At 57.0% G+C, this 26,531-nt stretch carries 23 protein-coding genes and 2 pseudogenes; 14 read left to right on the top strand and 11 right to left on the bottom strand.

From position 1 onward, the window contains the following. Window positions 1-6 precede the first annotated feature (6 nt). Entirely contained in the window at window positions 7-1,374 is a 1,368-nt protein-coding gene (locus tag ACZ1HM_RS21700) for an NAD(P)/FAD-dependent oxidoreductase (protein WP_472744800.1), read from the top strand. A gap of 63 nt (window positions 1,375-1,437) precedes the next feature. Here the strand turns inward: ACZ1HM_RS21700 and argE are convergent, their stop codons facing one another. The 9 genes and pseudogenes from argE to ACZ1HM_RS21655 form a co-directional block, all read right to left on the bottom strand. After that, window positions 1,438-2,589, bottom strand: a complete 1,152-nt coding sequence (argE, locus tag ACZ1HM_RS21695) for an acetylornithine deacetylase (RefSeq protein WP_472744858.1) — start codon at window positions 2,587-2,589, stop codon at window positions 1,438-1,440. A gap of 58 nt (window positions 2,590-2,647) precedes the next feature. Next, window positions 2,648-3,451 carry a pyrroline-5-carboxylate reductase gene (gene proC / locus ACZ1HM_RS21690; protein WP_472744799.1) on the bottom strand — a complete coding sequence of 268 codons (804 nt, stop codon included), beginning with the start codon at window positions 3,449-3,451 and terminating at the stop codon, window positions 2,648-2,650. Between the two features lie 119 nt (window positions 3,452-3,570). Then, on the bottom strand, window positions 3,571-4,260 hold the full coding sequence (locus tag ACZ1HM_RS21685) for an amino acid ABC transporter permease (protein WP_472744798.1): 690 nt from the start codon (window positions 4,258-4,260) through the stop codon (window positions 3,571-3,573). A gap of 9 nt (window positions 4,261-4,269) precedes the next feature. Then, window positions 4,270-4,959 (bottom strand): amino acid ABC transporter permease, encoded by a 690-nt coding sequence (locus tag ACZ1HM_RS21680; RefSeq protein ID WP_472744797.1) that lies wholly within the window; start codon window positions 4,957-4,959, stop codon window positions 4,270-4,272. Between the two features lie 61 nt (window positions 4,960-5,020). After that, on the bottom strand, window positions 5,021-5,779 hold the full coding sequence (locus ACZ1HM_RS21675; RefSeq protein WP_472744796.1) for an ABC transporter substrate-binding protein: 759 nt from the start codon (window positions 5,777-5,779) through the stop codon (window positions 5,021-5,023). 78 nt (window positions 5,780-5,857) lie between these two features. Further along, the gene (locus ACZ1HM_RS21670; RefSeq protein ID WP_472744795.1) at window positions 5,858-6,628 is read right to left on the bottom strand and encodes an amino acid ABC transporter ATP-binding protein; all 771 of its coding nucleotides are present in this window, start codon (window positions 6,626-6,628) and stop codon (window positions 5,858-5,860) included. A gap of 1 nt (window position 6,629) precedes the next feature. Beyond that, window positions 6,630-7,673 (bottom strand): threonine aldolase family protein, encoded by a 1,044-nt coding sequence (locus ACZ1HM_RS21665; RefSeq protein WP_472744794.1) that lies wholly within the window; start codon window positions 7,671-7,673, stop codon window positions 6,630-6,632. 174 nt (window positions 7,674-7,847) lie between these two features. Beyond that, window positions 7,848-8,417, bottom strand: a complete 570-nt coding sequence (locus ACZ1HM_RS21660) for a LysR substrate-binding domain-containing protein (protein WP_472744857.1) — start codon at window positions 8,415-8,417, stop codon at window positions 7,848-7,850. 175 nt (window positions 8,418-8,592) lie between these two features. Beyond that, a pseudogene (locus tag ACZ1HM_RS21655) lies at window positions 8,593-8,769 on the bottom strand (LysR family transcriptional regulator); the annotation flags it as partial. A 958-nt stretch (window positions 8,770-9,727) separates the two neighbouring features. On the opposite strand from ACZ1HM_RS21655, the pseudogene ACZ1HM_RS21650 reads away from it, so the two are divergent. From ACZ1HM_RS21650 to ACZ1HM_RS21605, 10 genes and pseudogenes are all read left to right on the top strand, one after another. After that, window positions 9,728-10,488: pseudogene (locus ACZ1HM_RS21650) on the top strand (hypothetical protein). Between the two features lie 115 nt (window positions 10,489-10,603). Next, window positions 10,604-11,677 (top strand): replication initiator protein A, encoded by a 1,074-nt coding sequence (locus ACZ1HM_RS21645; protein WP_472744793.1) that lies wholly within the window; start codon window positions 10,604-10,606, stop codon window positions 11,675-11,677. Window positions 11,678-12,365: 688 nt separating this feature from the next. After that, window positions 12,366-12,743 (top strand): DUF3768 domain-containing protein, encoded by a 378-nt coding sequence (locus ACZ1HM_RS21640; protein ID WP_472744792.1) that lies wholly within the window; start codon window positions 12,366-12,368, stop codon window positions 12,741-12,743. Window positions 12,744-12,875: 132 nt separating this feature from the next. Further along, window positions 12,876-14,726 carry a ParB/RepB/Spo0J family partition protein gene (locus ACZ1HM_RS21635; RefSeq protein ID WP_472744791.1) on the top strand — a complete coding sequence of 617 codons (1,851 nt, stop codon included), beginning with the start codon at window positions 12,876-12,878 and terminating at the stop codon, window positions 14,724-14,726. A gap of 118 nt (window positions 14,727-14,844) precedes the next feature. Further along, complete coding sequence (locus tag ACZ1HM_RS21630) at window positions 14,845-15,360, top strand: hypothetical protein (protein ID WP_472744790.1); 516 nt, start codon at window positions 14,845-14,847, stop codon at window positions 15,358-15,360. A 573-nt stretch (window positions 15,361-15,933) separates the two neighbouring features. Then, window positions 15,934-16,149: a hypothetical protein gene (locus ACZ1HM_RS21625; protein WP_050532604.1), complete on the top strand. Its 216-nt coding sequence runs from the start codon at window positions 15,934-15,936 to the stop codon at window positions 16,147-16,149. Window positions 16,150-16,338: 189 nt separating this feature from the next. After that, window positions 16,339-16,572 carry an AbrB/MazE/SpoVT family DNA-binding domain-containing protein gene (locus tag ACZ1HM_RS21620; RefSeq protein WP_472744789.1) on the top strand — a complete coding sequence of 78 codons (234 nt, stop codon included), beginning with the start codon at window positions 16,339-16,341 and terminating at the stop codon, window positions 16,570-16,572. Next, entirely contained in the window at window positions 16,569-16,970 is a 402-nt protein-coding gene (locus tag ACZ1HM_RS21615; protein ID WP_472744788.1) for a type II toxin-antitoxin system VapC family toxin, read from the top strand. Before ACZ1HM_RS21620 ends, ACZ1HM_RS21615 begins: the two co-directional genes overlap by 4 nt. 196 nt (window positions 16,971-17,166) lie before the next feature. Beyond that, window positions 17,167-17,514 (top strand): single-stranded DNA-binding protein, encoded by a 348-nt coding sequence (locus ACZ1HM_RS21610; protein ID WP_472744787.1) that lies wholly within the window; start codon window positions 17,167-17,169, stop codon window positions 17,512-17,514. 331 nt (window positions 17,515-17,845) lie between these two features. Next, a complete protein-coding gene (locus tag ACZ1HM_RS21605) occupies window positions 17,846-18,721 on the top strand; it encodes an ArdC family protein (RefSeq protein WP_472744786.1) in 876 nt (291 codons plus the stop codon). Window positions 18,722-19,268: 547 nt separating this feature from the next. Here the strand turns inward: ACZ1HM_RS21605 and ACZ1HM_RS21600 are convergent. Beyond that, window positions 19,269-19,895 (bottom strand): hypothetical protein, encoded by a 627-nt coding sequence (locus ACZ1HM_RS21600; RefSeq protein WP_472744785.1) that lies wholly within the window; start codon window positions 19,893-19,895, stop codon window positions 19,269-19,271. Beyond that, a complete protein-coding gene (locus tag ACZ1HM_RS21595; RefSeq protein ID WP_472744784.1) occupies window positions 19,895-20,629 on the bottom strand; it encodes a ParA family protein in 735 nt (244 codons plus the stop codon). The genes ACZ1HM_RS21600 and ACZ1HM_RS21595 overlap by 1 nt, the downstream gene beginning before the upstream one ends. A 767-nt stretch (window positions 20,630-21,396) precedes the next feature. Here ACZ1HM_RS21595 and ACZ1HM_RS21590 point away from each other — a divergent pair. Genes ACZ1HM_RS21590 through ACZ1HM_RS21580 form a run of 3 tightly spaced genes read left to right on the top strand, consistent with a single transcriptional unit; the run spans window position 21,397 to window position 26,450 of the window. After that, window positions 21,397-21,972 (top strand): ribbon-helix-helix domain-containing protein, encoded by a 576-nt coding sequence (locus ACZ1HM_RS21590; protein WP_472744783.1) that lies wholly within the window; start codon window positions 21,397-21,399, stop codon window positions 21,970-21,972. Then, on the top strand, window positions 21,959-24,223 hold the full coding sequence (locus ACZ1HM_RS21585) for a relaxase/mobilization nuclease domain-containing protein (protein ID WP_472744782.1): 2,265 nt from the start codon (window positions 21,959-21,961) through the stop codon (window positions 24,221-24,223). Before ACZ1HM_RS21590 ends, ACZ1HM_RS21585 begins: the two co-directional genes overlap by 14 nt. Beyond that, window positions 24,216-26,450 carry a type IV secretory system conjugative DNA transfer family protein gene (locus tag ACZ1HM_RS21580; protein ID WP_472744781.1) on the top strand — a complete coding sequence of 745 codons (2,235 nt, stop codon included), beginning with the start codon at window positions 24,216-24,218 and terminating at the stop codon, window positions 26,448-26,450. The genes ACZ1HM_RS21585 and ACZ1HM_RS21580 overlap by 8 nt, the downstream gene beginning before the upstream one ends. Window positions 26,451-26,531: the final 81 nt, after the last annotated feature.

The following is a 26,531-nucleotide window of genomic DNA, read 5'->3' as shown; positions in this document are numbered from 1 at the left end:
CTCGGAATGGTGTCTTCGACCGACAGAATTGTGATCATTGGCGCCGGCATTGTCGGTATCGCGACAGCTTACTACCTCGCGAAAAACCATGGCGCGCGAGACATCACCCTGATTGACCGCGATCAACCGATGACCTTCACGTCGGCGCAGTCTGGTGAAAACTACCGCAATTGGTGGCCGCATCCGACCATGGTGGAGTTTACCAACCGCTCGATTGATCTCCTCGAAGAAGTTGCACAGGCCAGCGGCAACCGGATCAACATGAACCGTCGCGGCTATGCTCTTGCAACCCGGTCAACAGATATCGCCCCGTTGATTGAGCAGTTGCAGGACGGGTTGGGAGACAGTGCTGATCACTTGGTGCGGCACCATGAGGCTGCAACATCCACTACCTATCACCTCTTTGACAAACCCGACTGGGAAGGTGTGCCCAATGGTGTAGACATTCTGCGCAACCAAACGTTGATCCAGTCCCTTTTTCCCACCTATGATCCTAATATTCAGTCCGTCATCCATATTCGGCGCGGTGGGGATATCAGCGGGCAGCAGCTTGGCATGTTCATGCTGGAAACCCTTAAGCCGATTGGATTGAAACGCATGATGGGCGAGGTACAGGGCATCGCCCATTCCAACGGCTATTCGGTCGAAGTTGCATCGGCCGATGGCACCAAAACGGTCCCGGCCGATGTCGTGGTGAATGCCGCCGGGCCCTTTGCCGACAAGATCGCCAAGATGCTCGGTGTCGATCTGCCCTTATACAACACGTTCCAGCAAAAAATTGCGTTTGAGGATCGAGAAGGTGTCATTCCGCGCGCCCTTCCTTTTTCGATTGATCTTGATGGCCAGAAAATTGATTGGTCCGATGAAGAGCGCCAAATGTTACTGGAAGAACCCGATTTCGCCTGGCTCGCGCAAGAAATGCCGGGCGCGATCCATTGCCGTCCAGATGGCGGTGATGGAGGCAAGTGGGTCAAGCTGGGCTGGGCCTATAATGAGGCACCAGCGGACGCCACCTGGGAGCAACAACTTGACGCCAATTTCCCCGATATCGTCCTGCGCGGTGCATCGCGGCTAAACCCGAGACTGAAGGCATACTACGCTAAAATTCCGCGCAGCATGCACCACTACGGTGGGTGGTATACGATGACTGACGAAAACTGGCCATTGGTTGGGCCGATGGGGCCAGAAGGTGCCTTCATGAACTGCGCCATGTCTGGTTTTGGCACGATGGCCGCTTGCGCCGCTGGGGAGCTGTGTGCCGCAGCAATCGCTGGCGGCGAAAGGCCGGGCTACGCTGACATTCTGTCACTAAAGCGGTATGAAGATGGGGAGCTCATGGCAGCGTTGAAAGCCGCGAATAAGGGTGTGCTATAATGCTATCGCTCTTTCTCGTGGGCGCGAGCGCAAGACACCAGATTCGACCTCTTAATTCGACTGCTATAACCTCGCATTTGCGGTCACCAATCGTCGCAGAACGTTTCCACATTCTTCAAGTGCATCCACCGTTACAAACTCATTTGGCTGATGCGCTTGGGAAATCGAACCAGGCCCGCAAACGACCGTGTCCAGGCCCGCCAAAGCATAATAGCCAGCTTCGGTGACGCCATCCCAATAACCGTCCCCTGCCCGACCTAGGCTCTGGTGCAAGAGCTCAAGGCATTTGCTGTGCACCTTTGCGTTGAACGCGGGGACGTGTGAGAGCGTCTCCATGGCTACTGACGCATTGGGTTCTTTGCTTAAGAGCCGAGGCTTGAGTTCGTTTTGAATAAAGGCATTCAGGTCCGACTGAAAATCATCGCTCGAGTCTTCAGGTACATGGCGAAACTCGAATTCGAGATCGCAAACACGCGCGACCATGTTGCGCGCTTGTCCGCCCTTGATGAGTCCGACCTGTATGGTGGACCAAGGTGTGACATAGGAATTGCGGCTCGGTTTCTGTGCGTAGAGAGAAGACTGCTGCAACAAATGTTGCACCAAATCCGATGCAAAGTGGATCGCGTTTGACTTTGCCGCAATCGTTGCCGCATGACCTTCGGAACCTTCCACAGTCGCGCGCACTCCCAATATGCCTTTGTGGGCGACAATCGGACACATTTCAGTTGGTTCACCGACGACACAGAGGCTTTGCGCGGGAATTGCCTTTGCGAGATAGTCTGAAACGTCTCGGGCACCGAAGCATCCGGTCTCCTCATCGTATGTAAACAAGATGTGAATCTGGGTGTCGAGTGAGTGCTTTTCCAGACTTGTCGCCAGACCGATCGCAACCGCAAGAAAGCCTTTCATATCGACGGCTCCGCGGGCGTGGAGCCTGCTGCCATCGCGCGTCAGCTTGAACGGATCAGAAGGCCAATGTTGTCCATCCACTGGCACAACATCTGTATGTCCGGCAAAAACCCAGGCTGGTTTATCTCGTGGACCAGCGAAAGCGTGAAGGTTCGCTTTCGTTCCGTCTCCATTCGGCAAAACGACAACTTCAAATCCCGCGGTCATCATCAGCTGCCGACAATACTCGATGCACTCCAAGTTCGGCTTCGAGCTGGTCGTGTCGAAGCTACAGAGCCTTTCCAGTATTGTAAGAGTTTCTTGCATCAGCACGACGCAAATGTCTCGTGGGGCAATACTGAGAAGCGATTATGGGCCATCTGCTTTAGAGTTCTTTCGATCGCGATTGCGCCGCGAATACCGCCTCCCGCACCAGCCCATTCAAATTGCCATCTGAGGCGAACTTGCTAAGTGCGGCTGCCGTCGTTCCCCCCTTCGAGGTTACGCTTTCGCGCAGTTTGGTGGGATTGCGATCTTGCACAAGCAACTCGGCGGCCCCGATTGCCGTATCGATTGCAATCTCCAGTGCAAACTGGGCGTCGAGACCAGCTTCTTTTCCGGCATTCCCCAAGGCTTCCACGAAGGCGAAGAAATAGGCAGGTCCGCTTCCGGAGACTGCGGTTGTTGCATGGATTTCGTCTTCGTTCTCAACCCACGAAATTGGTCCCGAGCCAGCGAATAGATCTTCAAACCTGATCTTGCCCAGTGCGTCCGTTGCGAAGGCAACATTGACCGATTTCTGGACTGCTGCTGCCATGTTGGGCATGCAGCGCACGATTGGCACATCCTTTCCGACCGCGTCTTTGATCCTATCGGTCGTCACACCGGCCATGATGGAAACTACGACGGCATCGTCATCAAGAATGTTGGCAACTTGTCGACTGGCCTCTTCGAATACCTGAGGTTTGGTCGCCAAAACAATCGTCGAGAATTTGTCATCGGAAGATAACTCATCCTGACTTCGGAAGAGCCTACCAATCTCTAACTCAGCCGCTGCGCCATTTTCGATGTACGGGTCCAGAATTGCGATTTCGGACATGTCACCGCCATGGGCCTTGTACCCCTTGAGGATTGCACCCCCCATGTTTCCGCCGCCAATGAACAGTGTTTGAAGTCCTGTCTTACTCATGGGTTTCTGCCCCGCATGTTGTTAGCTGCCTGCTCGATAGGCCGCCTAGGTTCTGCCTCCAGGGAGGTATCTTCCAATTCGATCTACTGGCGTCGAAGCCTCGATCGTCTCGATTTGCTTCACCATTGTGCGTCGCCAGCCACGCTTCTCGCACCCTTACCAGCAATCCTCTTCTCCATGTATTTGATGCCGCGCAGGATCGGGAAACAATAGGCAAAGTACAGGCTCGCCACCAAAAACAGGATCCACATGATGTGTGCTGGATGGCGGTGAATAGCATCCTCGCCTTGGCGCATCAGCTCGACGACACCAATCACAGTCAGAATCGACGTCCCCTTGATGACAAGAACGTAGACACCGGCTAACGGTGGCAAGGTCAGTTTCCACGCTTGCGGTAAGATCACGTTCAGCAGCCGTTGGCGCATTTTCATTCCGACTGCGGCTGCCGCTTCCCACTGCCCCTTTGGCACAGCTTCCAGTGACCCCCGCACGATCTCAGCGGTGTAGGAGGATGTATAGATTGTCAGCGCGATGACAGCCGCCATAAAATTAGAGAAGTCAAAAATCGACAGCTTCGTCGTTGGCAGCACGTAGTAGACGATGTAAATCTGGACAAGAAAAGGCGTCGCCCGCACCAGGTGCACATAGAGCCCGATAATGCTTTTGACGGGTTTCGGTCCAACTGTTCGACCCAGCCCAAGTACCAGTCCAACAAAGCTGCCAAGAGAGATCGCCGCCAACGAGATCAGGATGGTATTGAGGAACCCTTCGAGCAGGAAAGGCATGGTTTGTAATGTAAGTTCAAGCATTTCGACCTCCTACCGGCTCTGCCAGGTGTTGCCAGCCAGCTTTTTCTGAATCTTGTTCGATGCCACGAGCATCATCAGGTAGATCAGCAGATAACCGAAAGCCGCTGTCATGAAGGCTTCGGTCGGCATAACCCGGTCCGAAAGAATGATAAGCCCGGCACCGAGAAGCTCGAACACGGCAATGAAGCTGAGGATTGAACTGTCTTTGACCAAGACGGCGGCCTGGCCAAGAAGCGAGGGGATCACTTTTGCAAACGCCTGCGGATAGATAATATTGATCATCGTTTGGCGCTCACTCATGCCTACAGCTTTTGCGCCCTCGAATTGTCCTCGATCGACCGCCTCGATGCCGCCGCGAATGATCTCACTCATATAGGCACCGGTGTGCACAGTCAGCGCGAAGATACCGCAGGCCAGGGCGGGAACAGGCACGTTGAGGACGGGGATCTGGGAGAGCCCGTAGTAGACAAGGTAAAGCTGAACAAGAAGCGGTGTGCTCCTTACGGCTTCGACATAAGCCGTCACAGGCACAGAAATCCATTTCTTCTGCGATCTACGAGCAACGGTCACAAGGGTCCCAAGAATGAGCGACCCAACAAGGCAAATGAACGAAATCCAAAGCGTCGCCCAAAGACCCCATGCGAATTCCGGCAAATACTGTGAAACAACCCGGTAGTTATAAAATTCGATCAAACTCATGGACCCCTCCCGGCAAATAATTGGTCGTGCGAGGCATCGCTCCGCACGACCGGTTCATTTCTTATTTGTGGTCGGCTTCCCAAGCATCCGTGTGCACCCAGTACTCCAGCATCCGCTCGATTGTGCGATCTGCTTTCTTGATGCGGAACCAGTTGTTCAGCCAGGATTCCAGGTGAGTATCGGTAGGCCGTACCGGGAAGCTGAGAGGCGACTGCACGATTGTGCCGTCAAGAACGCGGACGCCCTCGAACTCAGTGGTAAACTGCGTCGCAATCTCGCGCGAGGTCACGCCGGCATCCACGCGACCCACTGACAGCGCCTGCGCGACGGCCGGGCTGCCGCCGGACAGTTCAACGACGGTTGCGTTTGGCATGTTGTCCCGGACGAATTTTACGTGCGAGCTCGCTTGCGGAACACCGATCTTGACGCCGTCCACGTTCAGGTCCGACCAAGCTGCTGCTTCGGAGCCGCCAGCAACATATGCCACCACGTCGCTGTAATAGAAGGGCTCAGTGAAAACCAATTGCAAAGCGCGCTGCGGTGTTGGCGTCATATCGGCAGCGATAAAGTCGACCTTCTCGGCCAGAAGCGAGGGGATAAGTCCCTTCCACTCGTAGTCCTGGAATTCGATCTCGACGCCCATGTCTTGAGCAATGAGCTTTACCACTTCGACAGCGAAACCGGTGCGCTCGCCATGCTTGTCAACAAAGCTGAACGGAGGACCTTGAGTCTGTACAGCCACGTTCAATGCCCCGCGGTTGACGATCTCTTGAACGGTGTCCGCACTTGCAGGTGCGAGAGCCACGGTATGTGCCGCCACGAAGGTAGCCGCCCCGGCTACGAGGGTTCTTAGGAAATTCATTTCAGGTTACTCCCCTTGGTTGAAGTTGGTTGATGGTCAGAGAACTTTGTCGAGGAACTGCTGTGCACGGTCCGTCGTTGGCTTTTGGAAAAATTCCGCGGGATTACCGGTCTCAACCAGTTCGCCTGCGTCCATGAAGATCACGCGATCACACACCTCGCGCGCGAAGTTCATTTCGTGCGTGACGAGGCACATCGTCATGCCATCGGTCGCAAGGCCCTTAATAAGGTCGAGAACTTCTCCAACCATCTCAGGGTCAAGCGCTGACGTTGCCTCGTCAAACAGCATCAGCTTAGGTTGCATGGCAAGCGCTCGGGCTATTGCTATCCGTTGCTGCTGACCGCCAGACAATTGCGACGGGTAGTTGTTTGCCAGATGGTCCAAACCTAACTGCCGCAGAAGATCCATCGCGACCTGTTCGGCCTCATCTTTGGTTCTTTTGCGCACCAGAGTTTGTGGCAGCGTAATATTTTCAAGGGACGTTTTGTGTTGAAACAGATTGAAGTGCTGAAACACCATTCCAACATCTGCCCGCAGCGCATTCATATCGGTTTGCTTGTCTGCGAGATCGATACCATCCACGTAGATGTGGCCCTTCGAGATCGTCTCAAGGCCGTTGATCGTTCGCAGAAGCGTGCTTTTACCTGAGCCACTGGGACCAATGATGGCCACCACTTCGCCGCGGTCGACCGATGTATTGACATCCGTCAGGGCGTTGATGGTGCGACCGTCTGTTGTTTTGAAGATTTTCGATAAGGCGTCGACTTTTACCAGTACGTCCGGAGCTTGTGTTGTTCCGTTTTCCATGTCACGCGACCTCCTGGGTGTTTGCGCTCAGCGATTTGGTGAGGCTGGCCATCAGTGCAGCGCCAGCGGCCGCATCGACGTCCAAATGCGTCACAATCCGGACACGGCGTTCTCCAAAGGCGCCGGCCAGGAGGCCATTCTCGCGAAGTATCGCAACAACCTCAGCTGCTGTCGGTGCTTCGTCTTTCAGGTCAAAAATGACGATGTTCGTCTCAACTGGCAGGACAGCTTGGACAAGCGGAAGCTGAGCGATCTGATCGCCTAACTGTTCAGCCAATTCGTGATCTTCAGCCAGGCGTTCGACGTGGTGGTCGAGCGCGTAAAGACACATGGACGCAACGATGCCCGATTGCCGCATTGCTCCGCCGATCTGTTGCTTCAAACGCCAAGCTTGTGCAATGAACTCATGTGAACCGGCCAGCACCGCGCCCACGGGCGCCCCAAGGCCTTTCGTAAAGTCTATCCAAACGGAATCAAATTGTTCGGCATAAGCACTTGCAGATATGCCGGTCTTAACGACCGCGTTCATCAAACGCGCGCCATCTAGATGGGTCGCCAGACCCGCGTCTTTTGCAACAGTTGCAACCGCTTGAAGCTGTTCAAGCGGCCAGATTGCACCGCCACCCATGTTTGCCGTTTGCTCCGCGCAAAGAAGGGTGCTTTTTGGCATGTAGCGAGAGTTTGGACGGATCGCCTGCGCCACTTGCTCGGCCGTGAATATCCCGTTCTCTCCGTGCAATGCCTTGATCATCACGCCGCTGATCGCTGCGGGACCGCCGGTCTCAAAGTTGATGATATGACAGGATTGCTCGCAGATGATTTCATCGCCGGGCTTGGTGTGAACCTTGATTGCGATCTCGTTGCACATTGTACCGGATGGCAGAAATACCGCGGCTTCTTTGCCCAGTAACTCCGCTACCCGTGAGCAGAGCTCTGCAGTTGTAGGATCCTCGTTTTTTTGCTCATCGCCGACCACGCAGTCCAAAACAACTTCCCGCATCTGTTGTGTTGGTTTGGTTTTTGTATCTGCGTAAAAATCGTACATTCAGGCGCTCCCCCTCGCTTGCCATGCAGCACACGGCAAAGCCGGTGTGATGGATACTTGGGGAAAGCATGCCATTCATCCTTGCATGAAAAAAATACAATCTGGAGAGTGAAGTATGCGTTTCCGATATACTGCGTGATTTGATGCGAACTTACATAGACAGCTCCCGAGGGCCTAAGCGTCCAACAATGTTTCCAGCTCGGACAGGTAGATGTCTCGGGTATCAAACAAACTTTTCTTGAACTCGTCTACCAGAGCACTGTCAGGGCGGAATTTTGATCTCAACAGGTTGGATGCAAATTTCAAGTCAACAGATAACCGGCGAAAGACAACGTCGCGATAGCGAAAACTGAACGCGGAATATGGGTTTATGATTGTCAAACCCAGACCCTGGGCGACGGCCTCTCCCGCCATCAGTGAGTTCTGAACTTCCAAAACAATTGTTGTTTGAATTTTGCTGTCATCAAGTAGTCGCTGGAGGCGCTGTGAGTATGGATCTATATTTCCGAGGGCGACAAAGTTCACTCCGTGTAAATCCTCAGGCGCGATGACGCGTTTTGAGCACAATGGATGTCCTTTGGGCAAAATACATATCTCAGACGCGTCAGTGAATGGTTCAAACTCTGTACCATCTGGCTCGACTGCATAAGCCGCAAGTCCCAGATCGCATTGCTGCGATGTTGTTAGCTCGGCAATTGTGGGCGTCTGTCGGGTAGAAACGACTGTCTGAACGCCAGTGCCTATTTCTTCGAAAGGCTCTCACTGCGTCCACCAAAAACCCCTGAGAGAAGGCCGGCGCACAGGCGATGTGAATTTTTCCCTGCTGAAGGTTGCGAATTTCTTCTGCGGCTCGACCGATCCTCTTCAAACCTCGGAAAGACCTGTCAACTTCCTCATACAAAAGATGTGCTTCGTGGGTTGGCGTAACGCGGTTCCCTTTCCGAATAAACAGGGTCATCTTTGTCACGTCTTCTAGCTGCCGTAACGATCGGCTCACGGCCGGTTGGGACGTGTTTAGCAGCTCAGCTGCGCCGGTAACGGTACCGACAGTCATGGTCGCGTGAAAGCATTCGAGAAGTCGCGAGTTGAGCTGCAAACTAATGATCCAAGAATTGAGCGCGAGTTCTATCGCGCCGAATTGACTTGCTCCCTTGCTATCTCAATTTTACTGCATTGAAAACGCCGCGCTATGCCGTCCCGACCCCACCTTTCAATGACCCGGCAAAAACGAACTGTGCTCAGTTCTGTTTCCACCGTTAGTCAGTAAGTCGAACCCGTAAGCGGTCATATGTTCACTGGTTGTAGATTGAGATTAGGGTCTTCTCTTTGAAAACTGCCATTCAGCCAAGAAACAGCGAAAGTTCTGAAGAGCGCTTGATCCAGTGGATCAATCGATTAGTCCCTTCGCTGCCTAAGTTCGTCAGAGCTCAAAGTCTAGTCTTTCTCAGAACCACAACACCGCTTGGAAAGACGGACTACGACCACATCCGACTTCACACCATCAAACCATAGAGGCTGACTACAGCCGTCTTCCCAAACGTAAAGCAAGCCCACAGTTTCACCTGTCGCCACCTCTACAATTCGGTCAGTCGCTCGACCCTCATCCTCATCTTGATCCATCATGCCACTTCTCGAAATTGGTCACTCGCCTCGGCTGCGCCCACGAATTGGTGGTGGGCGTACGAGCGTTCTGGAGCGTTTGATTGTGTTGACTGACTAAGACGTTCGAGCAGACGTGTTATGGCCACTCGAAGGCATGGGCCCTCTGATGGTTGAGGAACTCACGAACATATTTTCTCATGTCTGTGCCCCTATGTTATGAGCTCTGTGTGCCAGAACGTCGAGATAGGAAACTGATGTGGCGGTAACAGAAACATAATTACAATTTCAACCAGAGCGTGACCACAGTTCTTTGTGCAAACCCGCCTGTTTGCGTAAACCTGAGCAAGATTGCGCTCAAAATACATGATGCTTTCAGGGTGCTTCTGGTTTCACTTGCCACCAAGATGAATCTGCATCAATATTATAATATTGATTCCAGTCGCAGATGTCCCATGCCGAACTTGATCTCAAATGCTCGTGTTGCCGCGCTTGCCGGTTTGTTGAGCCTCGGGCCCGGACTCCAGTCGGCGACAGCACAAAGCTATCAAATCGATTGCGCCATTCTGCTTTGTCTTTCTGGTGGTTGGCCCGCGTCGAGTCCTTGTACACGGGCGCGTGCTGAATTTATCCGGCGCATCACCCCCTGGCCCGTCGAGCCGCCCCTTCAGATCTGGCGCTGCCCGATGGGCGTGAGTTATTCCGCTCCGAACAGAGACGCGCCTCTGCCCAGACTTTGGGATATACTGGCTCGCGAAATTCCCAACCGACAACAATCGGTTCCAAAGAGTACGGCTGCCTTGACGCTTCAGGACGCGCGGCCCGCGATTTATCTCAAAGGCGGCTCTTCACTAGAGCGTCTGCCGGATGGCTTTATCATCACGCTCACTCAGTCTGCTCCGGCGCCGACATCGACATCAGCGGTCCCGAGTTCAACTTCGTGCGTTCCATTCGGGTGTACAACGTCACTTACGCGAGCCAACGCGAGAGCGGACGTGATGGAGATTGCAATCGCTTTTTCTCGATGCGGATCGGCACCTACGGCACCCAAGGCGACTTCCAATGGTCTCGCGACTCCAGTCCAAGCCAATTGCCGGGGGCGCATGAGGGGCTTGAGCGCTACGGCGAGCATTGCCCGGGTATATTCCACCGGTCGGTCTTCGTCGACTGGCGCGATTACGAAGGAAACTATGGCTTCGAGCAACTGAACTACTGACGCTTCTTGTGGCCAACCGCATAGCGTACCGCAATATCTTGAAGAATTCGGTACATCAGGAACGAAAAACTCGGTATAACGGGAACGAAAGAGATTCGGTACATCAGGAACAATCGTGTCAGGCAAACAGGTAGACCTCTTCTTGGACCAGCTCGCTGACGCCCCGGTCAAAGACGAGCGTGCCCTGATGGAGTTCCCGTTTTTCTCTCTTCAGAAGCGCCCGCGGATGACGCCCTTCGTCTTTGACGACGGCACGGTGAAGATCGAGATTCAGCCGGGGCACAAAGGGATCGCCACGATCTGGGATAAGGATATCCTGATCTACCTCACATCGCTTGTGAACGAACGTATCGAACACGGACAGTTCGACGCGGACGCTCCGATCAGTGTCCAGGACCGCACGATCAAGTTCTCCGCCTACGACTTCCTGAAAGTGACGGGACGCAGTTCTGGCAAGCGCGCTTATGAGCTCTTCCTCGACGCGCTAGATCGACTGCGTTCCACCAACATCCTAACGAACATCACAGCCGGCGACGAACGCGAGCGGCGCGGTTTTGGCTGGATTGAAGATTGGCGGGTGATCGAACGGACCAATCGCAACGGACAGCGCGTCATGGGGGCTGTTGAGGTCACGATGAATCGATGGATGTTCAACGCAATCGTCAAAGATCGCCGGGTCCTGACAATCAATCGGGACTACTTCCGCCTTTCGAAAGGTCTTGAGCGCCGCCTCTACGAGCTGGCCCGCAAGCATGTCGGTCGTCAGCCGGAATGGTATATCGGGATCAAGCGACTGGCCGAGAAATGCGGCTCGATCGATACCGCGCGCAAGTTCAAGTTCCGGATTAACGAGATCTGTGAAGCCGGCACCATTCCTGACTACCATGTCGAGATCGTGGATCCCGCGGAAGTGTCAACCCCCTTCAAAACGAAGGGAAAACAGGCACTTGTGCGGTTTCAGCCGAAATTTGATGACCTCGCTGTTCCCGATGTACCGAATCTGGCCGAATTGACGGTCTCACACTCCGTTCTGACCGAGATCAAACACGCCAACCCGGAATATGACATCCAGTATATCCTCGATGCCTGGCGGGAATGGGCGATCAAGAAAGATGAACCCGTCAAAAGCGCCAATGCCGCGTTCCGCGCGTTCGCCAAGAAGTACATCGAGGCCAACCCGATCTGGTGACTCGGTACATCAGGAACATACCTTCGGTACATCAGGAACACGCGACTCGGTACATCAGGAACACATCCTCGGTATATCGGGAACGCATGTTCGGTACATCGGGAACACAAAACTACCACAGTAGACTGATTTCCCTGAGTCTTTTCAGCGCCGTAACGACATAACAAAACTAACCAAATTTCTAACAGAAATAACCAAGGCGGGAGAAACCTCTGAAGGCAGCTCCCTATGACACCCCTCCGACATGCTAAGAAACTGGAGCTTGAGGCGACCGATGGTGCCTGAAAACTCACCTTGATGCTGTTTTGGCCAGTCTTTCCGCTTTTTTGACCGCAGGCGGGACCCAAGCCCATCATGTTCCAGACCACACAACATGTTCCCGATATACCGAATCGCCTTGTTTCCAAGGCTGACAGACTGAATGCGTGAACTTTTCCTGTTCCCCTTGGGGTTCGCGCGAGCGCGATACGCCGCTGCGGGGACGTTGCTTTAGAACCCGCTGGGTTCTCGCGCAGGCAACCCAAATAGACAGGACCCGTGTCCTCGCGCCCCAGGCGCTGCGGGCCGCGCCACGTCCCATCGATTGGGGTGTGCCTTTGCTCACTTCGGCACTTCGCCAGTGGGTCAGGTTTTAGAGACGACGCCCCTCGGGGGCTGCTCTCAAAACCAGACACCAAGGAGAAAGCCGATGACTGCCACACCTGAGACCCCCACACCCGAAGCCGTCAAGATCGCAGAGCAGAACGACTGCTTTCGGAACACGTGGGGCGCGGACTTCACTGTTCCCGGTCAGATCGTGATGACGCGCGGTGTGGCAGACCTTTCGCCCGCGACCAAGGCGATCATCATGCAGCAGGTCCAAGGCTTCGACACCTTCACGCAAGACAACGACCCCCACGGAGATCACAGTTTCGGGGCCTTCGATATCGAGATGGCGGGCGATAGCCATCGCATCTTCTGGAAGATCGATCTTTACGACACCGACTATGCCATGGGCAGCGACGATCCGGCGAACCTCGCTGTGACCCGCCGCGTCCTGACGATCCTTCACGCCTCCGAGTACTGAGCCGCCTGGCTCCCCGGAACAGGCGCCAACTCCCCCAGTGCAAAGGAGGTGATCCACCCCGTTTGAAACAGCGGGTGGCGGGCACATGCCCCCTGCCCCACGACACCTCATTAAAAATCAAAGGACAAAGACATGACCAACCAATCAACCATCCCGAACGACGCGGCGATCATCTATGCATCGCTCGACCAGCTCTACCTGCACGATCTTAATCCGCGCCAAGATGTGGCGCAGGAGGACGTGGAGACGCTGGCACACAGCATCAGGACCTGCGGGCTTCTGCAAAACCTTGGCGGCATTCAGGACGATGACGGCAGGATCGGCATCGTGTCCGGCGGTCGGCGTCTCAGGGCCTTGGCCTTTCTCGCGGAAACCGATCCCGACTTCGAAGGCGGGTCTTCGATCCCCGTCCTTCTGGCCCGTGATCTGGAGCAGGCGGAGTTCTGGGCCAATGCGGAAAATACGGCCCGTGAGGCGCTCGACCCGGCAGACGAAATCCGCGCTTATGGGCGGATGGCCGCAACCAATGCCGATGCAGAGGCCATCGCGAGTGCCTTCGGTGTGACCGTCGCCCATGTCAAAGGCCGCTTGAAATTCGCCAATCTGCCCGATGCAGCCCTTGATGCGTTGAAGGCCAAGATCATCAATCTCTCGGCGGCGCAGAAGATGACGACCGCTCAAGACGAGAAGCTGGTCCTTGAGGCGCTGCAAGCCATTGCCGAGGGCCGCCTCTCCAATGTGAGCCAGTTGGACCACTTCCTGCATCCGAAAGCGGCCAAAGCCACGGACCGCCGCGCGGTGTTTGTCGGTGTGGAGGCTTACGAGGCCGGTGGCGGCAAGATCACCCGCGATCTCTTTTCTGAGGATGTCTTCTTCGAAGATCAGGACATCTTGGATGAAGCCTTTGCCGCGCAACTGGCCGAAGCGACTGAGCAGCTGCGCGTTTCAGATGGTTGGGCCTGGGTGGAGACGCATAGCGAGGCCTATCTTGGCTGGAACTTCATCGAAGAGAATAAGTTCGCCCGCGTCTATCCGGTCGAAGGTGATCTCTCCGATGATCAGATGGAGCGTTACGAGGACCTCTGCGAGATGGCCGACAATGACGTTCTCAATGCGGAAGGTGAAGAAGAACTGGCAGGCCTCCATGCCATTTTGGAGGGTGCTTTCACCGACGCGCAGAAAGCCCATGCCGGGTGCGTGGTCTATGTCGATCAGAGCGGCGGCCTGAATGTCGAGGCCGGGCTGATCCGGCCCGAAGACAAGAAGCCCGCCATTGCGTCGGGCGTGTTGCAGACATCCGCGCATGGGAGCGGTGACGGCAAGGCACCGAAGAACCCCTATTCGCAAAAGCTGCGGGACGATCTGGACGCGATCAAGCTGGCCGCGCTGCAGAACGCCATGCTGGATCAACCCGATCTCCTCATTGATCTGCTGGCATTCCAGTTGAGCGGCGCGACCGGGTTTCGGAACGCGTTCGATGTCAGCCTTGGGACACCATGCAACACTCCGTCTGTTGAGGCCGGGTTCGAGATCGACAAGCGGTTGAGCAAACTCCGTGTCAGCCCGGCAGACGCTTGGGACGTCGATCTCAAGAAAGCCTTCGCCAGCTTCAAGAAGAAAGGGCCGAAGCATCGCGCTGCGGAACTGACCCGACATCTGGCGAAACTGCTGACAGGCGGGGATGACATCTTCCACAGAGTTCTCTCTGAGAAAGCAGGGGCCGATATCCGCAAGGTCTGGACGCCCACGGCGGAGAACCTCTTCAAGCGCGTGTCAGGACCGATGCTGGAGAGCATCTATTGCGACCTCCTCGACCTTACGCCAACGAGCGCCGAGGCCAAAGCCTTCGCCAAGTTGAAAAAGGCTGAGAAAGCGAAGACGCTGGAAGACCTGTTCTTGGACGAAACCAAGCAGAAACTGCTCGGGGTCACAGCGGCACAGAAGGCCCGGATTGAGGCTTGGGTGCCCGACTATTACGATTGAAAGTGGACACCGGCGAGGGCAGCCTCCCTGCCCTCGCTTCCCCAAGTCCCTCGGTTTGCGCGGCTCCCGGCTCATTAGAGCCAAGAGCCGCGCATTCGGACCGCTCAGGAGACCGACCATGTCAAAGATTGCATCGCAAGCCGCCCGCGTCTGGAAATCGGCGCAGCTTTACATCGGGTTTCATCGGGACCCAGAAGGCCGACAGCGCAGCGCGCCAAAGGTCTGGCCCCCGAAGGATGCGCGGGCCAGCATTCACGCCGATCCGGACATCCGGGAAACATTCCTGATGCTCAAAAGTGCCGATGGCGATACCGATCAGGATGTGCAGATCAAGTTACGGCCCGACATGGTGGTGGTGCGCCGGGATTTCGACGGCGCCTGGGAGGGCATCATCGCGGATGCGCATTCCGTCGCCGTCAAGGTCGGCGGCGTGTCGATCCGCATCAATCATGACGGTTCGATCGCGCGCGAGGACGGCGACAGCACCACATGGGTCGAGGCAGATGGCGGTGTGTTGAAGAAGACCGAGTTTGTCGAGGCCGCGGTGTCGTCCGATGGCATGGAAATGACGCGGCGGACACCTGACAATCTGACAGCCATTACCCCGCGGGGTCTGTTGTCGAAGGATCGGTAGGTCTTTTCCTGATTCGTTGAATAGTTGGCCCTTCGGCAGAGCCGACCGGGCTCTATGCTGCGCACGAAGCCAGACAGGCTGTCTTCGCCCATGCGGGTGACGATCCCTAGGGCAGGCTGTTTCCATCGCCTCGCCTGAATGTCGTCCACCCTGTTTGGGCAGGTCCTCTGCCCCCTCATTAGGCCATAGGTGGACTAAACACGCATCTCGACCCGCCTTGGAGGACCGATAGGCCCCTCACGACAAATGGCCCCGGTGTGGCGCAAATGGTGGTGCGTTTCGCGTATCGCACGGGCCTCTGTCGAAGACCGGGTTTGATATCGGCTGCGGGGTTGGTTCCCCGTCTCTCATGGCTCCGAGATGAGGATGGTCTGACACCGTTGGGGCGTGTCGATCTGCGTTGTTTCTTTTCGATCTACGGGTTGCGGATCTCGGCCGCTCGCGTGCCCGTCGCTTTGCTCCGGCAAGCAGAAATGCGGTTTCCACCTATGGGCGGACCCTCCGAATTTCCGCTTGCGCGATCTGCCCTGGTCGATCCGCCGGGTCACCCGCATCGAAACAAGGAGATCGACAATGTCCAACAAGATGTTCACCCTCACCGTTCCCGTCACCTTCAAGAAAGACGGCAAGGACCAAACCAGCTTTCGCCGCGTCGGCGCGGTCTTCGAGAACACCCGCGAGAATGGCGAGACCGTGCTCTCCATCAAGCTCGACTTCCCGGTTGCGGTCACCGAGCTGGTCGCCTTCCCGCCCAAGGCGGACGGAGACGATGGCCAGGTCACCGAATAAGACCCTATCGAGCAGAGGGGCGGCATCTTTGCCGCCCTCACGCACGTTCGTGACACCAGAGCAAGGTTTCCGGGTTGCGCGCTGCGTACAGACACAAAGGGCAGGCCATCGGCTTGATCCAGCGTCAGAGCTTGCAAAACAGCCTGAAAAGTAATACCTGTCTGAACAAAGGTATTACTGGAGGCGCACTTGCCGACGACGCTCACAACCAAAGGTCAGGTCACAATCCCGAAAGCCGTTCGCGACTTTTTGGGACTGAAGGCAGGCAGCAAGGTGACCTTCAATCGTACGAAGGATGGCCGAGTCGAGATTGTTCCGGAGGACAAGGCCGCGCCGGTCTCGCGCTTCGGTGCCCTTCGCGGCCATGCGCGAACAGAGCTTAGCACCGATGAGATCATGGCGCTGACGCGGGGCGACGGGTGATCTTCGTTGACACGAATGTTCTTCTTGATGTTGTGACGGATGATGAGACCTTCGCCGAGTGGTCCATTTCACAATTGGAAGCCGCAGCGCTTCAGGTCGATCTCCTCATCAATGACAGCGTCTACTCCGAGCTCTCCGTTGGATATCGCGAGAAGGAACGGCTCGATGCTTTCATCGAGGCCGTCGGGCTCCGCCACGAAATGATGCCAAGAGATGCCCTGTTCCTGGCTGGGAAAGCCTTCTCCGCTTATCGGCGGTCCAAAGGGACGAAGCAGAACGTTCTGCCTGATTTCTTTATCGGTGCGCATGCGACGGTACTGTCTGTGCCTCTGCTGACGCGGGATGCGCGGCGGTACCGTACCTATTTTCCGTCCCTGGAGCTGATCTGCCCCGAATAAAGCCGTCGCTTGGGTCAAATCGTGACGCGCACCTTCTGGATTCTCCGCAGCGCTTGGTTCCTACGCCTGTAGACAACCGGGCGTTGGCGAATTTCCGCTATTTTGCCGCGGCTCGATTGTGAGCTTCTCAATATTATAATATTGTGCAAAGAGCGAATATTGACTCGGGGCAGTCAGCCCGACACAGGAGATGGTCATGCGCACATTTGCGGAGTTTCAGATTCTCGGCCGCGTCGGCAAGGTCAAGGAAGTTGGTAAGACCGTGCGGATCACGATCGCTGCCGAGTACGGGCGCAAGGATGATCGGGGCGATTTCCGTGCCAATTCCTACTGGAATGAGGTGACAATCTTCAATCCCAACGTGATGAAATGGGCGCTCGAGAATGTCGCTCCCGGCGATCTGGTGAATGCCCGAGGGACACTTCGCCAATCGCAATGGGAAAACCAGGATGGCGGGACCGAATACGGTGTGACCATGGCCGCCGAGGACTTCGACAATCTCACGCTCGCAGTGAAGAAGTCGATGGAACGCGCCGCTGCATAGTCGTCAAGTCGGCGCGCCTTTGGAGTTCAAAAAGCTTGGTCTACGACATTCGAATTGTCGGCCTCAATGGGCTGCCAGAGGCGCAGCCGTCTCAGCCAGGTAATCAATCCAAATAGTTTCAGGGGGAGGCGCGGCCTTCCCCTCGGACCAGACGCCAAAATGGGGTTTCCCCAACATCGGTCCCGGCTCTGCCGCGCTGCGATCCCGGGCGATCCCCCTCCCCATTTTTGATCTGGTCTCGCCCCCTCCGCACTCGCCGTGAGCAGGTTTGCAGGACAGCCGCGACAGGCGCGGTGCCTGAAACCCGCATTCAGGATGAGGAGCGAGAGACATGGCCAAGATCGACATCAAACAGCATGTGACGGATACGATCATTTCCGAGATCGAGAAGGGAACGCCGCCGTGGCGGAAGCCGTGGACAGGGGATGCCACCGGAGCCGCCCTGCCCTTGCGACACGATGGCACCGCCTATCGGGGGGTGAATGTTCTGATGCTCTGGGCAACGTCTCTCATCAAAGGCTATGCGTCGGCCCGGTGGATGACCTATCGGCAAGCGCTTTCGCTCGGGGCCTGTGTGCGCAAAGGAGAGACGGCCACGCGGTCGGTTTTCTACGGGACCTTCGAGAAAGACATCGACGGCGAACTTGAGCTCCAGACCAGTCGCTACGCCAAGTGCAACAAGGTCTTTAACGCCGATCAGATCGAGGGTTTGCCGGAAGACTACTATGTCCGCCCTGCCCCGCCCCGCGATCTTGGCACCGAACCGGTGCCTGAACTGGAGGCCTTCTTTGCCGCCACAGGCGCGACGGTCATCACGAGCGAAACACCGAAGGCCTACTACGCGCCGGGTCCGGACCATATTCACATGCCCCCGATTGGTACCTTCTTTGACACGAGCGGGTATTACGGGACTTTAGGACATGAGACCGTTCATTGGACCGGGAGTGCGACACGGCTCGACCGGATCAAGCGTTTCGAGGACCGTGCCGGATACGCGTTCGAGGAACTCGTTGCGGAGATCGGTGCGTGTTTTCTGGCTGTTCAGCTGGGGGTCGCGCCTGCCTTCGACCAAAGCGCCGCTTATATCGAAGGATGGTTGCAATCCCTCAGATCGGACAAGGGGCTGATCTTCAAGGCCGCTGCAGAGGCACAGAAAGCGGTGGATTTCATTAAAGCGCGCGTTGAGGAGCAACAGCAGGCCGCTTAGGCGGCCCCCCTCGCTCTTTCTGTCGCTTGCCATTGGAGGTGACGCGGCAGCGGGCAGCGCTGCCGCCCCCTGCCCCGCCTGGCGCGTCGCGCCGCGCTCCTTGAGCGATGATCCTACCCATGTGGCATCTGATCTGGGGGTATGTCTTCGTATCGCACGTTGGGTTTCGGACCATTGCTCCACATCGGCTCGAGGTCGCCGGTATTCCATTCATAGAGCCAGCCGACATGTGCGCCGGTCTCCTGATCGATGATCTTCTTGATGGGGTGCGCTTCAGATCTTCTGTTGTCCGGCATCGCTGTCTCTCAAGGTTCGTCGCACAGGCAGTGTTTTCCTTCCCCGCATCACAAATCGTGACAGGGTAAGCTGCTGCTTACCCGCGAGTATGCGCGGAGCTTGAGAGGATGGGGGTGAAACCAAATCGACAAGAGTGGTGCGGGCGGAGGCGCAGCCGACAACACGGTCTTGTCTATTTCGTTTCAGGGGGAAGGAAGCCGAAACTCCTTCCCCCTTTAGAGAAAAATCGCGGCGCGGCGACGCCGCGCCTTCAGGAATACTGCTTGCGCAGTTCCTTGATGAGGCTTGTAAGTTCTGACCAGAACACAGGTTCCAACTGGCCCTGTATGACTGCCGCGTCCGAGCGCAGGCGTAGCGGGTCGGCCTGATCCCGCAACCTGTCGAGGACTTGGGCGTCGAGTGTCTTCATGGTCCGAAAGCTCATATTGCTTGGAAGACGCTCGGCGTCGTCCGGGGCCACGTATTTCGGCTTAAGTTCGAACTTGTCGATGGCGCGCTTGCCGGCAAGGCGCACAACATCGGAGGCCGGCAGGCCGGCAGCTTCCAGAGCGTCCAATCCGGGGCCATGGTCTTTTTTCGGGGCGGCGCGAACGTGTACGGCACGGGTCTCGGGCTTCTTCGGCGTCTTTTTTGGGGTGCAGGCTTCTTCTCGGGCGCGGTTTTTGAGGAAGGGCACTGGAACTTTGGCTGGCGGCGCTGAGGTCGGGGCCTGCTTCTCCGCAATGGGTTTGGGGTCCGCGGCGGGTTCAGTTGCAGGCTTCGCGGCCTCAACTGGGTCTGGTTTGGGCGCGGGTTCGGTGGGTTTCGGTTTGTCTCCGAACTGTTTGCTATAAACCGGGTCGTCGCCGAGGAGTGAGGTGATTTTCTTGCGCGCCATTATTCAGCCTCCAGCACCAGTGAGAGGATTTCGCGCGCCTCATCGAGCGCCTCGTCGAAGAGACGGGCATGGGTGCGCATCAGCGGGTTCGGGTCTTCGGTTCGCCATTTCGATATCTGATGGAAGAGACCCTCGCGATCGACATCGGCATGTTGCTTGCGATCCATGAAGAGCTCTTCGATGACCGGGAACTTTGCATTGGCTTCACGCGCCATGGCGCGCATGGCGTTCGAGGGGTTCTTGTCGACGCGTGAAAGCACGACTGTGAGTTTCGGGAGGACTGAGGGGTCTTCGGCGCGCTCAAAGAGGCCCTGGTACCAATTGTAGGTGTCGGTGGCGATCCGCATATCGGTGTCCGACAGCATCATCGGCAACACGATGTGATCGCTGTGGACGGCCAGTTCGTCAGCCCATTGGCCCCCTGCCCCCATCGTGTCGATGATCACAAAGTCGGCCGTATCGTTTTCATAGGCGTCGTCGATGATCGCTTCGAGGTCGGAGGGACTTTCGATGCCTAGGACCCGAAGGCCTGGAGCCGTCGATGCGACATCCGGGTTTTCGGTGGTGACGCTCTCCCACCAGCGGAAGAGTGCTTGCTGCGGGTCGGCATCGATGGCGATGCACCGTTTTTCATCAGCGATGATGGCACTCATCAAAGCGCGTGCGAGCGCTGTCTTTCCCGCACCGCCTTTTCGCGTCATGATCGCGATGACCTTCAACTGCTCGTTGGGCATGATCCTGCATCCTCAAGGGTCTTCTTTATGATTTTGGATACGGTATATGCCAGAGAGGATGTTGCATCAAGGATAACTGATGCATCATGTGCCATTTGCCATAAATGATAGAGGATGTGGCATAATGGATGTTTGAGACATGATGTGTGATAGTGGGTTTACGATTTTGAATGGCTATCTTGGTGTTTCTAAGTGCGCATATCCGATGTTGCATGCCTGATATTGCATGTGTGATTTGCCATGAACCGTAAAAGTGCGGGTTTCGGGGCCGCCTCGAGTGTCGTAGATGTCCCGGCAGACGGTCATGGGCCCACTTCGCGCATTTCGGCAAGAGATCGCCGTGGACATAAACGATATATGATTTGCCATAATTGATAATGTATATCCGATATCACAGGTTACATGTGCCATCATTTCTGCCGGAATCCTGGCTCAAATGGCCCGGTCCGCCTCGTCAGTTCAGTTCAAGCGGCGCGTAGCGAGCGCCAGAGAGGGGATACAGGCCGATCAAGGCTCGCTGGTAGGGTAGAGGCTCCAAATCGCGCTTAAGGCGCTCAGCGCGCGATTTTTCCAAACCGAGTTCCAGACAAGAGAGTCAGTTGTGATGAAATGGAGGAGCCCTAACGCTGACGCGTTCGGCTTGAAACGGAATACAGGCCCTCTTGTCGTCATTCGCTGAGAAAGGTGTATTGACTGCAATACTATAATATTTGAAACTCCAGATGGCCTGTATGAGAGTGGCAGGAAATAGGGAGTGTATTTGCAGTATGGCATCACGGCGCAGATTGACCCCCGAAGAGCGACGGGAGATCGTTCGCGAACGCCAGAAGGGTGTGACGCACGCCGATTTGGCCGCGCAGTTCGGGGTAAGTGAGCGCACCGTCTACTACACGCTTCGGACTGAAAAGGACCGGCGTCGGGACACGCGTACTCGCACCAAACAGGTCAGCGTCTCGCTCACGCCGGAGGAATTGCAGGGTTTCGACGAGGTGCTCACACGGCATGGCGTGTCCAGTCGATCGGCAGGTGTTCGTCTTCTCATCCAGTCAGCGAACGGCGTCTTCCAACCGGACCAGCACCTCGCAGAGGAACTCAAGTCGTTCCGGGCGGCACTCAATCGCGTCGGTAACAACGTCACCCAGATTGCAAAGCGGCTGAACGAGGCGCGTGCCAAAGGAATCGCACCGGTCTTCGGCGACCCCAGCCTTGCGCAGTTGCGGCTCTTGTCCGGGTTCGTTCTGGACTTCGCGGACCAGGTCGATGCGCTCGCCCGCCGGCGGGTGAGCCATGTCACGCTTGAAGCTCACAGCGCACTGAAGGACTTCTCAGATGTCCCGGAGTGATGCCGTCACAATTGTAACAGGCGAAATCTTTCGCGACGGCTGGAGCCGCATCAAAGGATCGATGCAAGGTCTGGGGACACGGCGTGCGCAGATGGTGCGTGCGGCCTACGGGCACCGGGCCGCGGTCTTCAAACCGATCCGCACGGGCGGCACGCACACCAAAGCCCAGCTTCAGAACCAGCTGGCCTATCTGACAACGAAGTCTTCCCACATCGTTGATAGTCGCGGCGTCCATGATGGCAAGACGCAGCTCTCGGGTGAGGAGATTACTTCCGTGGTGGAACGCTTTACGTCCCGGTGGGATGAGGGGTTCAATCCCAAGCTCGGACATACCAGCCATCTTCTGATGTCGTTTCCGCGCGGCACCAAGGCCACCCATGTCCGCGACATTGCCAGTGATGTCTGCGAACGCTTCTTCCAGAACGAAGACCGCAACTTCGACTACCTGATCGCCGTCCACAAAGACTGTGACCATCCACATGCCCATGTGGTTCTCAATCGCCGGTCGCAGGAAGGCGAGTTCTTCTATTTGGGGCGGGATCATCACTTCAACTACGACGCCTTTCGCCTCGCGATGGTCGAAGAGGCGGAGAAGTACGGGGTTCGTCTCGAGGCGACCCGGCGCGTCGATCGCGGCGAAATCCATTATCCGCCCCGCACACGCGAGGTCTATGCCGCGAAAGAGGAGGGGCGCGCCGTCCACCAGCGGGAACGGGTCGGAGAGGATCTTGACCGCGCCCTCGGTGAGATCGCGGGCAATGCCCAGGTGTATCGATCGCTCGCGGCCGAGGCGTCGCCTGAAAATTGCGAAGACATAGAAGACGCCTTGCTGAAGGCCAGCGCGCTTCTCGCGCGGCAGGGCAAACTCCCGCAAACCGGAGACATCTATATGAGCCAGGACCAGAGTTTCGACGATCTGAACAGTCGCTTCGCCGATGAGATGAACCGCGTTGCCGCCCTGATCCGACAGGCGCCTGAAGCCGACCGCCCGACGCTGCAAAAGCAGATGGTGGCCGCGCTGAGGCCGGTCGCGCATATGCAGCCGCTCGGATTGCGCTCTGGCACACTGACGGAGAGGCCGACAGAGACCGGCATCTATTCTGAGGCCAACATTAACGCGGGCCTGGTGGAGAAGCTGCGGGAGACCCGAACGCGGGCGCAGATTGACACTGCCTTGCGCGGGACCGGGATTTCCTCCGAGGTGGTCGTTGCGCGCATCGAGCAGGGGGCCGATACGGCGGCCCTGGAACGAGAATGGTATGCCGACGACCTTCAGAAAATCGCGGAGGCGCAGGGCCTCAATCTCGAGCGCCGCGAAGATCTGAAGGTCGCCGTCGACAAGCTCGACAAGGTACATATCGCCCTCGGGACAGGTCTGGAGCGAGCGGAAGTGCTGCGCCGTGATGGTGTCATCGAAGACGACCGTGCTCCAGACATGCATTACGATTCAGAAAGCGTGGATGATGCCGCCCGCGCGATCCGGCAAGACATGCGCGGGCAGGGGCTTTCCGAGCGGGACATCGCCGAGCGCGCGGATGAAGTCACCCTCCGGGCCGAAGCTCGCCTTGAGATCGAGCAGCGGGCCTATCTGCAGCGACATCCCGATCTGCCGACACGGCCAAGCAATGTGATCGATGCGCGCGATCCGCTCAATATCCGCATCATTGATGAGGCGCAAGCGGACCGGATCGACGCCGAGATTGATCGCATCCTGTCGCGGTCCGATGGGCCGATGCAGATCGACGAGGCCGTCGCGACCGATATGCGGGAACGGTATCCCGACATGCCGGCGCATCTGGTGCGCGGTCTCGGGGCAACCTATGCGGCCACATTTGCCGCCAGACGCAATGATGCCCTCACAGCTGATCGAAACGCGGTCGCGGACGCAACCCACAGGTTGCCGGACAATTCCGTCCTGGCCGGCGTCGTTGCCCATGAACGCGCAGACAAGATCACTCCACCCTTTGCCGATGAAGAGGGCAGAACGGCCTATCGGGCGGAAGTGGAGCGTCTCCTTGACGATGACAGGATCGCCGCCTTGCGCGAGGGCGATGCCAATGTGCTCGACGAGGTGATCGACAACCGGCTGGACCGGCTCTACGCCGCGAAAGCCTACCTGCAATCGGATGAGGCGACCGCAAACAGCGATGCCGTGCGCGAAGTGGTCTCGGAAATCGCCGAGGAGGAATATGACGCGCAGCGTCTGAAGAGCTTGCAAAGCCATACCGAGAAAGGCCAAACCCATGGATAGGGGTCGGATCGCGCTCGGCATTCTCCTCCTAACCCTTCTCAGCGCGGGATTTGGATATGTCTTTGCGAGTGCGTTCCTGACGTTTCGCGACCTTGGCTTGCGCGCGGAGATCGATTTTCTCTGGCTCGCCAGGAATTACCTGAGCCTCCGTCAGGTGCGTCCCAATGATTTTCAACTGGCCAATCTCATCATTGGCGGTACGGCCTTTGCGGGCATGCTCCTGAGCGCGGTCCTCTCCGGCACCGCATTGACGAAGTTCGGCAAGACCCATTGGCAGCGGGCCGGGGAGTTGAAGTGCAACGGCTTTTTCACGGCGCCGGGCAGCGGGTTCATTCTCGGCAAAATGACCTCGCCCAAACGTCGCGGCCGGTATCTGTCCTCGAATGTCTATCCCCATGTGCTGTGCGTGGCCCCGACCGGGCGTGGGAAGACCACCGGCTTCGTGATCCCGAACCTGCTGACGTTCCGCGGCAGCGCCGTGGTTCTCGACGTGAAAGGCGAGAATTTCGAGGCAACGGCCCGTCACCGGGCGGCGGAAGGGGACGATGTCTATCGCTTTGCCCCGACGGACTGGAATGATCGCCGGTCGCATCGCTACAATCCGCTCTTGCGGATCGCCGGCCTCCGAGACCCCAACCAGCAGCAAATGGAGCTGCAACTCCTCGCGACGCTCTTTCTGCAAACGGATAACGATCGCACCTCCGGCCTTCTCAAGGGCGGGATCGATCTCTTTGTTGCGGCGGGCCTGCTTTCGTTCGAGCGCAAGCGGCCCTCGCTTGGCGAAATCTACCGCATCACGGCCTCCGGTGGGGACAAGCGCAAGGAGTTCATGAAGCGGCGCGACGAGGTGCAGAACACGGCGGCCAAGCTGATCTTCGAGCGGATGGCCTCAACGAACAACGACACGCTGACCTCCTATATCTCGCTCCTGATGACCTCCGGCCTCGATCAGTGGAGCAACCCCGCCATCGATGCCGCGACCTCCACGTCAGATTTCGACTTCCGGACCATTCGCAAGAAGCCGTTTTCGGTCTACCTGGTCGTGGCCCCGAACATGGTGCGCCCGATGGCGGCGCTGATCCGGTTGTTCTTCTCCGATTTGATTGCGTCCTTGCAGGATCGGGAGCCGGGTCCAGACGAGCCTTGGCCGGTGATGATTATGCTCGATGAATTCAATCGGCTCGGGAAAATGCCCAACGTGGTCGAGAGCATCGAGACATTGCGATCTTATCGCGGCCACCTGGCGATCGTGACCCAGACCATCCCTGCGCTCGATGAAATTTACGGCGAGAACACCCGCCGCGCGTTGCAGGGGAATGCCGGGATCAAACTCTATCTCACACCGTCCGATGAAAAGACCGTCGAGGAGCTGAGTGGCGCGGTCGGCATGACCACCAAACGCGTGGTCACTCGCTCACGCTCCATCGGCCGCAATCCGTTCGAAGGGCGCAGCATGTCTGAACGCACGGAAGAGACATCGCTGTTGCCCAAGGATGAAGCCCGGCGCATGTCGCTTGATGACATCGTCATGGTTGTGGACGCCCAGATGCCGGTGCGGGCAAAGCGCATTCGGTATTTCGACGACCCATTCTTCAAGAGCATTCATAAAGCACAGTCGGGCGAGCTGCCGTTTCCGGAAGTAGTTCCTGTAGAAGAACCGCGGGTCCAGGTAACTGAGGCGGGGCAGGCGGAACGGGCGGCGACCCGCGCGGAAGAAGTTGAGGCCATGCCGGAAGCCTTAATGGCGCGGTCTGGTCGCAAAGCACCGTCAAAGGTGGTTGAGGCAACCATCGCGGCCGCACAAACTACGGCGTCCACGGGCACGACGCTTGCCACCAGTCGGCGCAAGAAGGGTGCGAAGGCGCTTCGGGAGGTTGGATTAACCTCAGATCAGGTTGAGCTGGACCTTACCGTACAGCAGAGTTTCAAGCTGACTGACATGATCGCCGGTGACGAAGCAGACGCGAAAGCTGCCGTCCAATCGACGATCTCTGTACTTGCGGAAATTGGTACGGAGGACCCGGCAGGGCAGGGCGGGGGCGCAGCGGCGGGGAAAGAAATTGCCTCTGAAGCCGATGCTGAGACCGATTCAAACGAAGAAGCTTCTCTATTGAGCGAGGACTTCGAGGATGATGTCGACATCCGCGAGATCGCAAAACAACGTGTGCGGGATAGTGAGGATATCGAGGCCGAGTTCAGAGAACAGGCGCTCAGGCACGAGGTCTAGGCGCCGTGCCACCCACTTTGGAGGGGACCTTCGTAGTCCGTTTTCCAGGGTCCGCTGTGCGGGACAAAGCGCCATTTCGCT

The sequence above is a fragment of the Sulfitobacter sp. GN1-4 genome (genome assembly GCF_055693825.1).
The sequence above is the reverse complement of the archived record's forward strand: the minus strand, read 5'-3'. Positions and strand labels throughout refer to the sequence as shown.

What these genes read in the sequence shown, in the direction of transcription:
- ACZ1HM_RS21700 (WP_472744800.1), top strand. Translation starts at nt 7, where the DNA reads ATGGTGTCTTCGACCGACAGAATTGTGATCATTGGCGCCGGCATTGTC.
- argE (WP_472744858.1), bottom strand. Translation starts at nt 2,589, where the DNA reads ATGCAAGAAACTCTTACAATACTGGAAAGGCTCTGTAGCTTCGACACG.
- proC (WP_472744799.1), bottom strand. Translation starts at nt 3,451, where the DNA reads ATGAGTAAGACAGGACTTCAAACACTGTTCATTGGCGGCGGAAACATG.
- ACZ1HM_RS21685 (WP_472744798.1), bottom strand. Translation starts at nt 4,260, where the DNA reads ATGCTTGAACTTACATTACAAACCATGCCTTTCCTGCTCGAAGGGTTC.
- ACZ1HM_RS21680 (WP_472744797.1), bottom strand. Translation starts at nt 4,959, where the DNA reads ATGAGTTTGATCGAATTTTATAACTACCGGGTTGTTTCACAGTATTTG.
- ACZ1HM_RS21670 (WP_472744795.1), bottom strand. Translation starts at nt 6,628, where the DNA reads ATGGAAAACGGAACAACACAAGCTCCGGACGTACTGGTAAAAGTCGAC.
- ACZ1HM_RS21665 (WP_472744794.1), bottom strand. Translation starts at nt 7,673, where the DNA reads ATGTACGATTTTTACGCAGATACAAAAACCAAACCAACACAACAGATG.
- ACZ1HM_RS21640 (WP_472744792.1), top strand. Translation starts at nt 12,366, where the DNA reads ATGACTGCCACACCTGAGACCCCCACACCCGAAGCCGTCAAGATCGCA.
- ACZ1HM_RS21635 (WP_472744791.1), top strand. Translation starts at nt 12,876, where the DNA reads ATGACCAACCAATCAACCATCCCGAACGACGCGGCGATCATCTATGCA.
- ACZ1HM_RS21630 (WP_472744790.1), top strand. Translation starts at nt 14,845, where the DNA reads ATGTCAAAGATTGCATCGCAAGCCGCCCGCGTCTGGAAATCGGCGCAG.
- ACZ1HM_RS21625 (WP_050532604.1), top strand. Translation starts at nt 15,934, where the DNA reads ATGTCCAACAAGATGTTCACCCTCACCGTTCCCGTCACCTTCAAGAAA.
- ACZ1HM_RS21610 (WP_472744787.1), top strand. Translation starts at nt 17,167, where the DNA reads ATGCGCACATTTGCGGAGTTTCAGATTCTCGGCCGCGTCGGCAAGGTC.
- ACZ1HM_RS21605 (WP_472744786.1), top strand. Translation starts at nt 17,846, where the DNA reads ATGGCCAAGATCGACATCAAACAGCATGTGACGGATACGATCATTTCC.
- ACZ1HM_RS21600 (WP_472744785.1), bottom strand. Translation starts at nt 19,895, where the DNA reads ATGGCGCGCAAGAAAATCACCTCACTCCTCGGCGACGACCCGGTTTAT.
- ACZ1HM_RS21595 (WP_472744784.1), bottom strand. Translation starts at nt 20,629, where the DNA reads ATGCCCAACGAGCAGTTGAAGGTCATCGCGATCATGACGCGAAAAGGC.
- ACZ1HM_RS21590 (WP_472744783.1), top strand. Translation starts at nt 21,397, where the DNA reads ATGGCATCACGGCGCAGATTGACCCCCGAAGAGCGACGGGAGATCGTT.
- ACZ1HM_RS21585 (WP_472744782.1), top strand. Translation starts at nt 21,959, where the DNA reads ATGTCCCGGAGTGATGCCGTCACAATTGTAACAGGCGAAATCTTTCGC.
- ACZ1HM_RS21580 (WP_472744781.1), top strand. Translation starts at nt 24,216, where the DNA reads ATGGATAGGGGTCGGATCGCGCTCGGCATTCTCCTCCTAACCCTTCTC.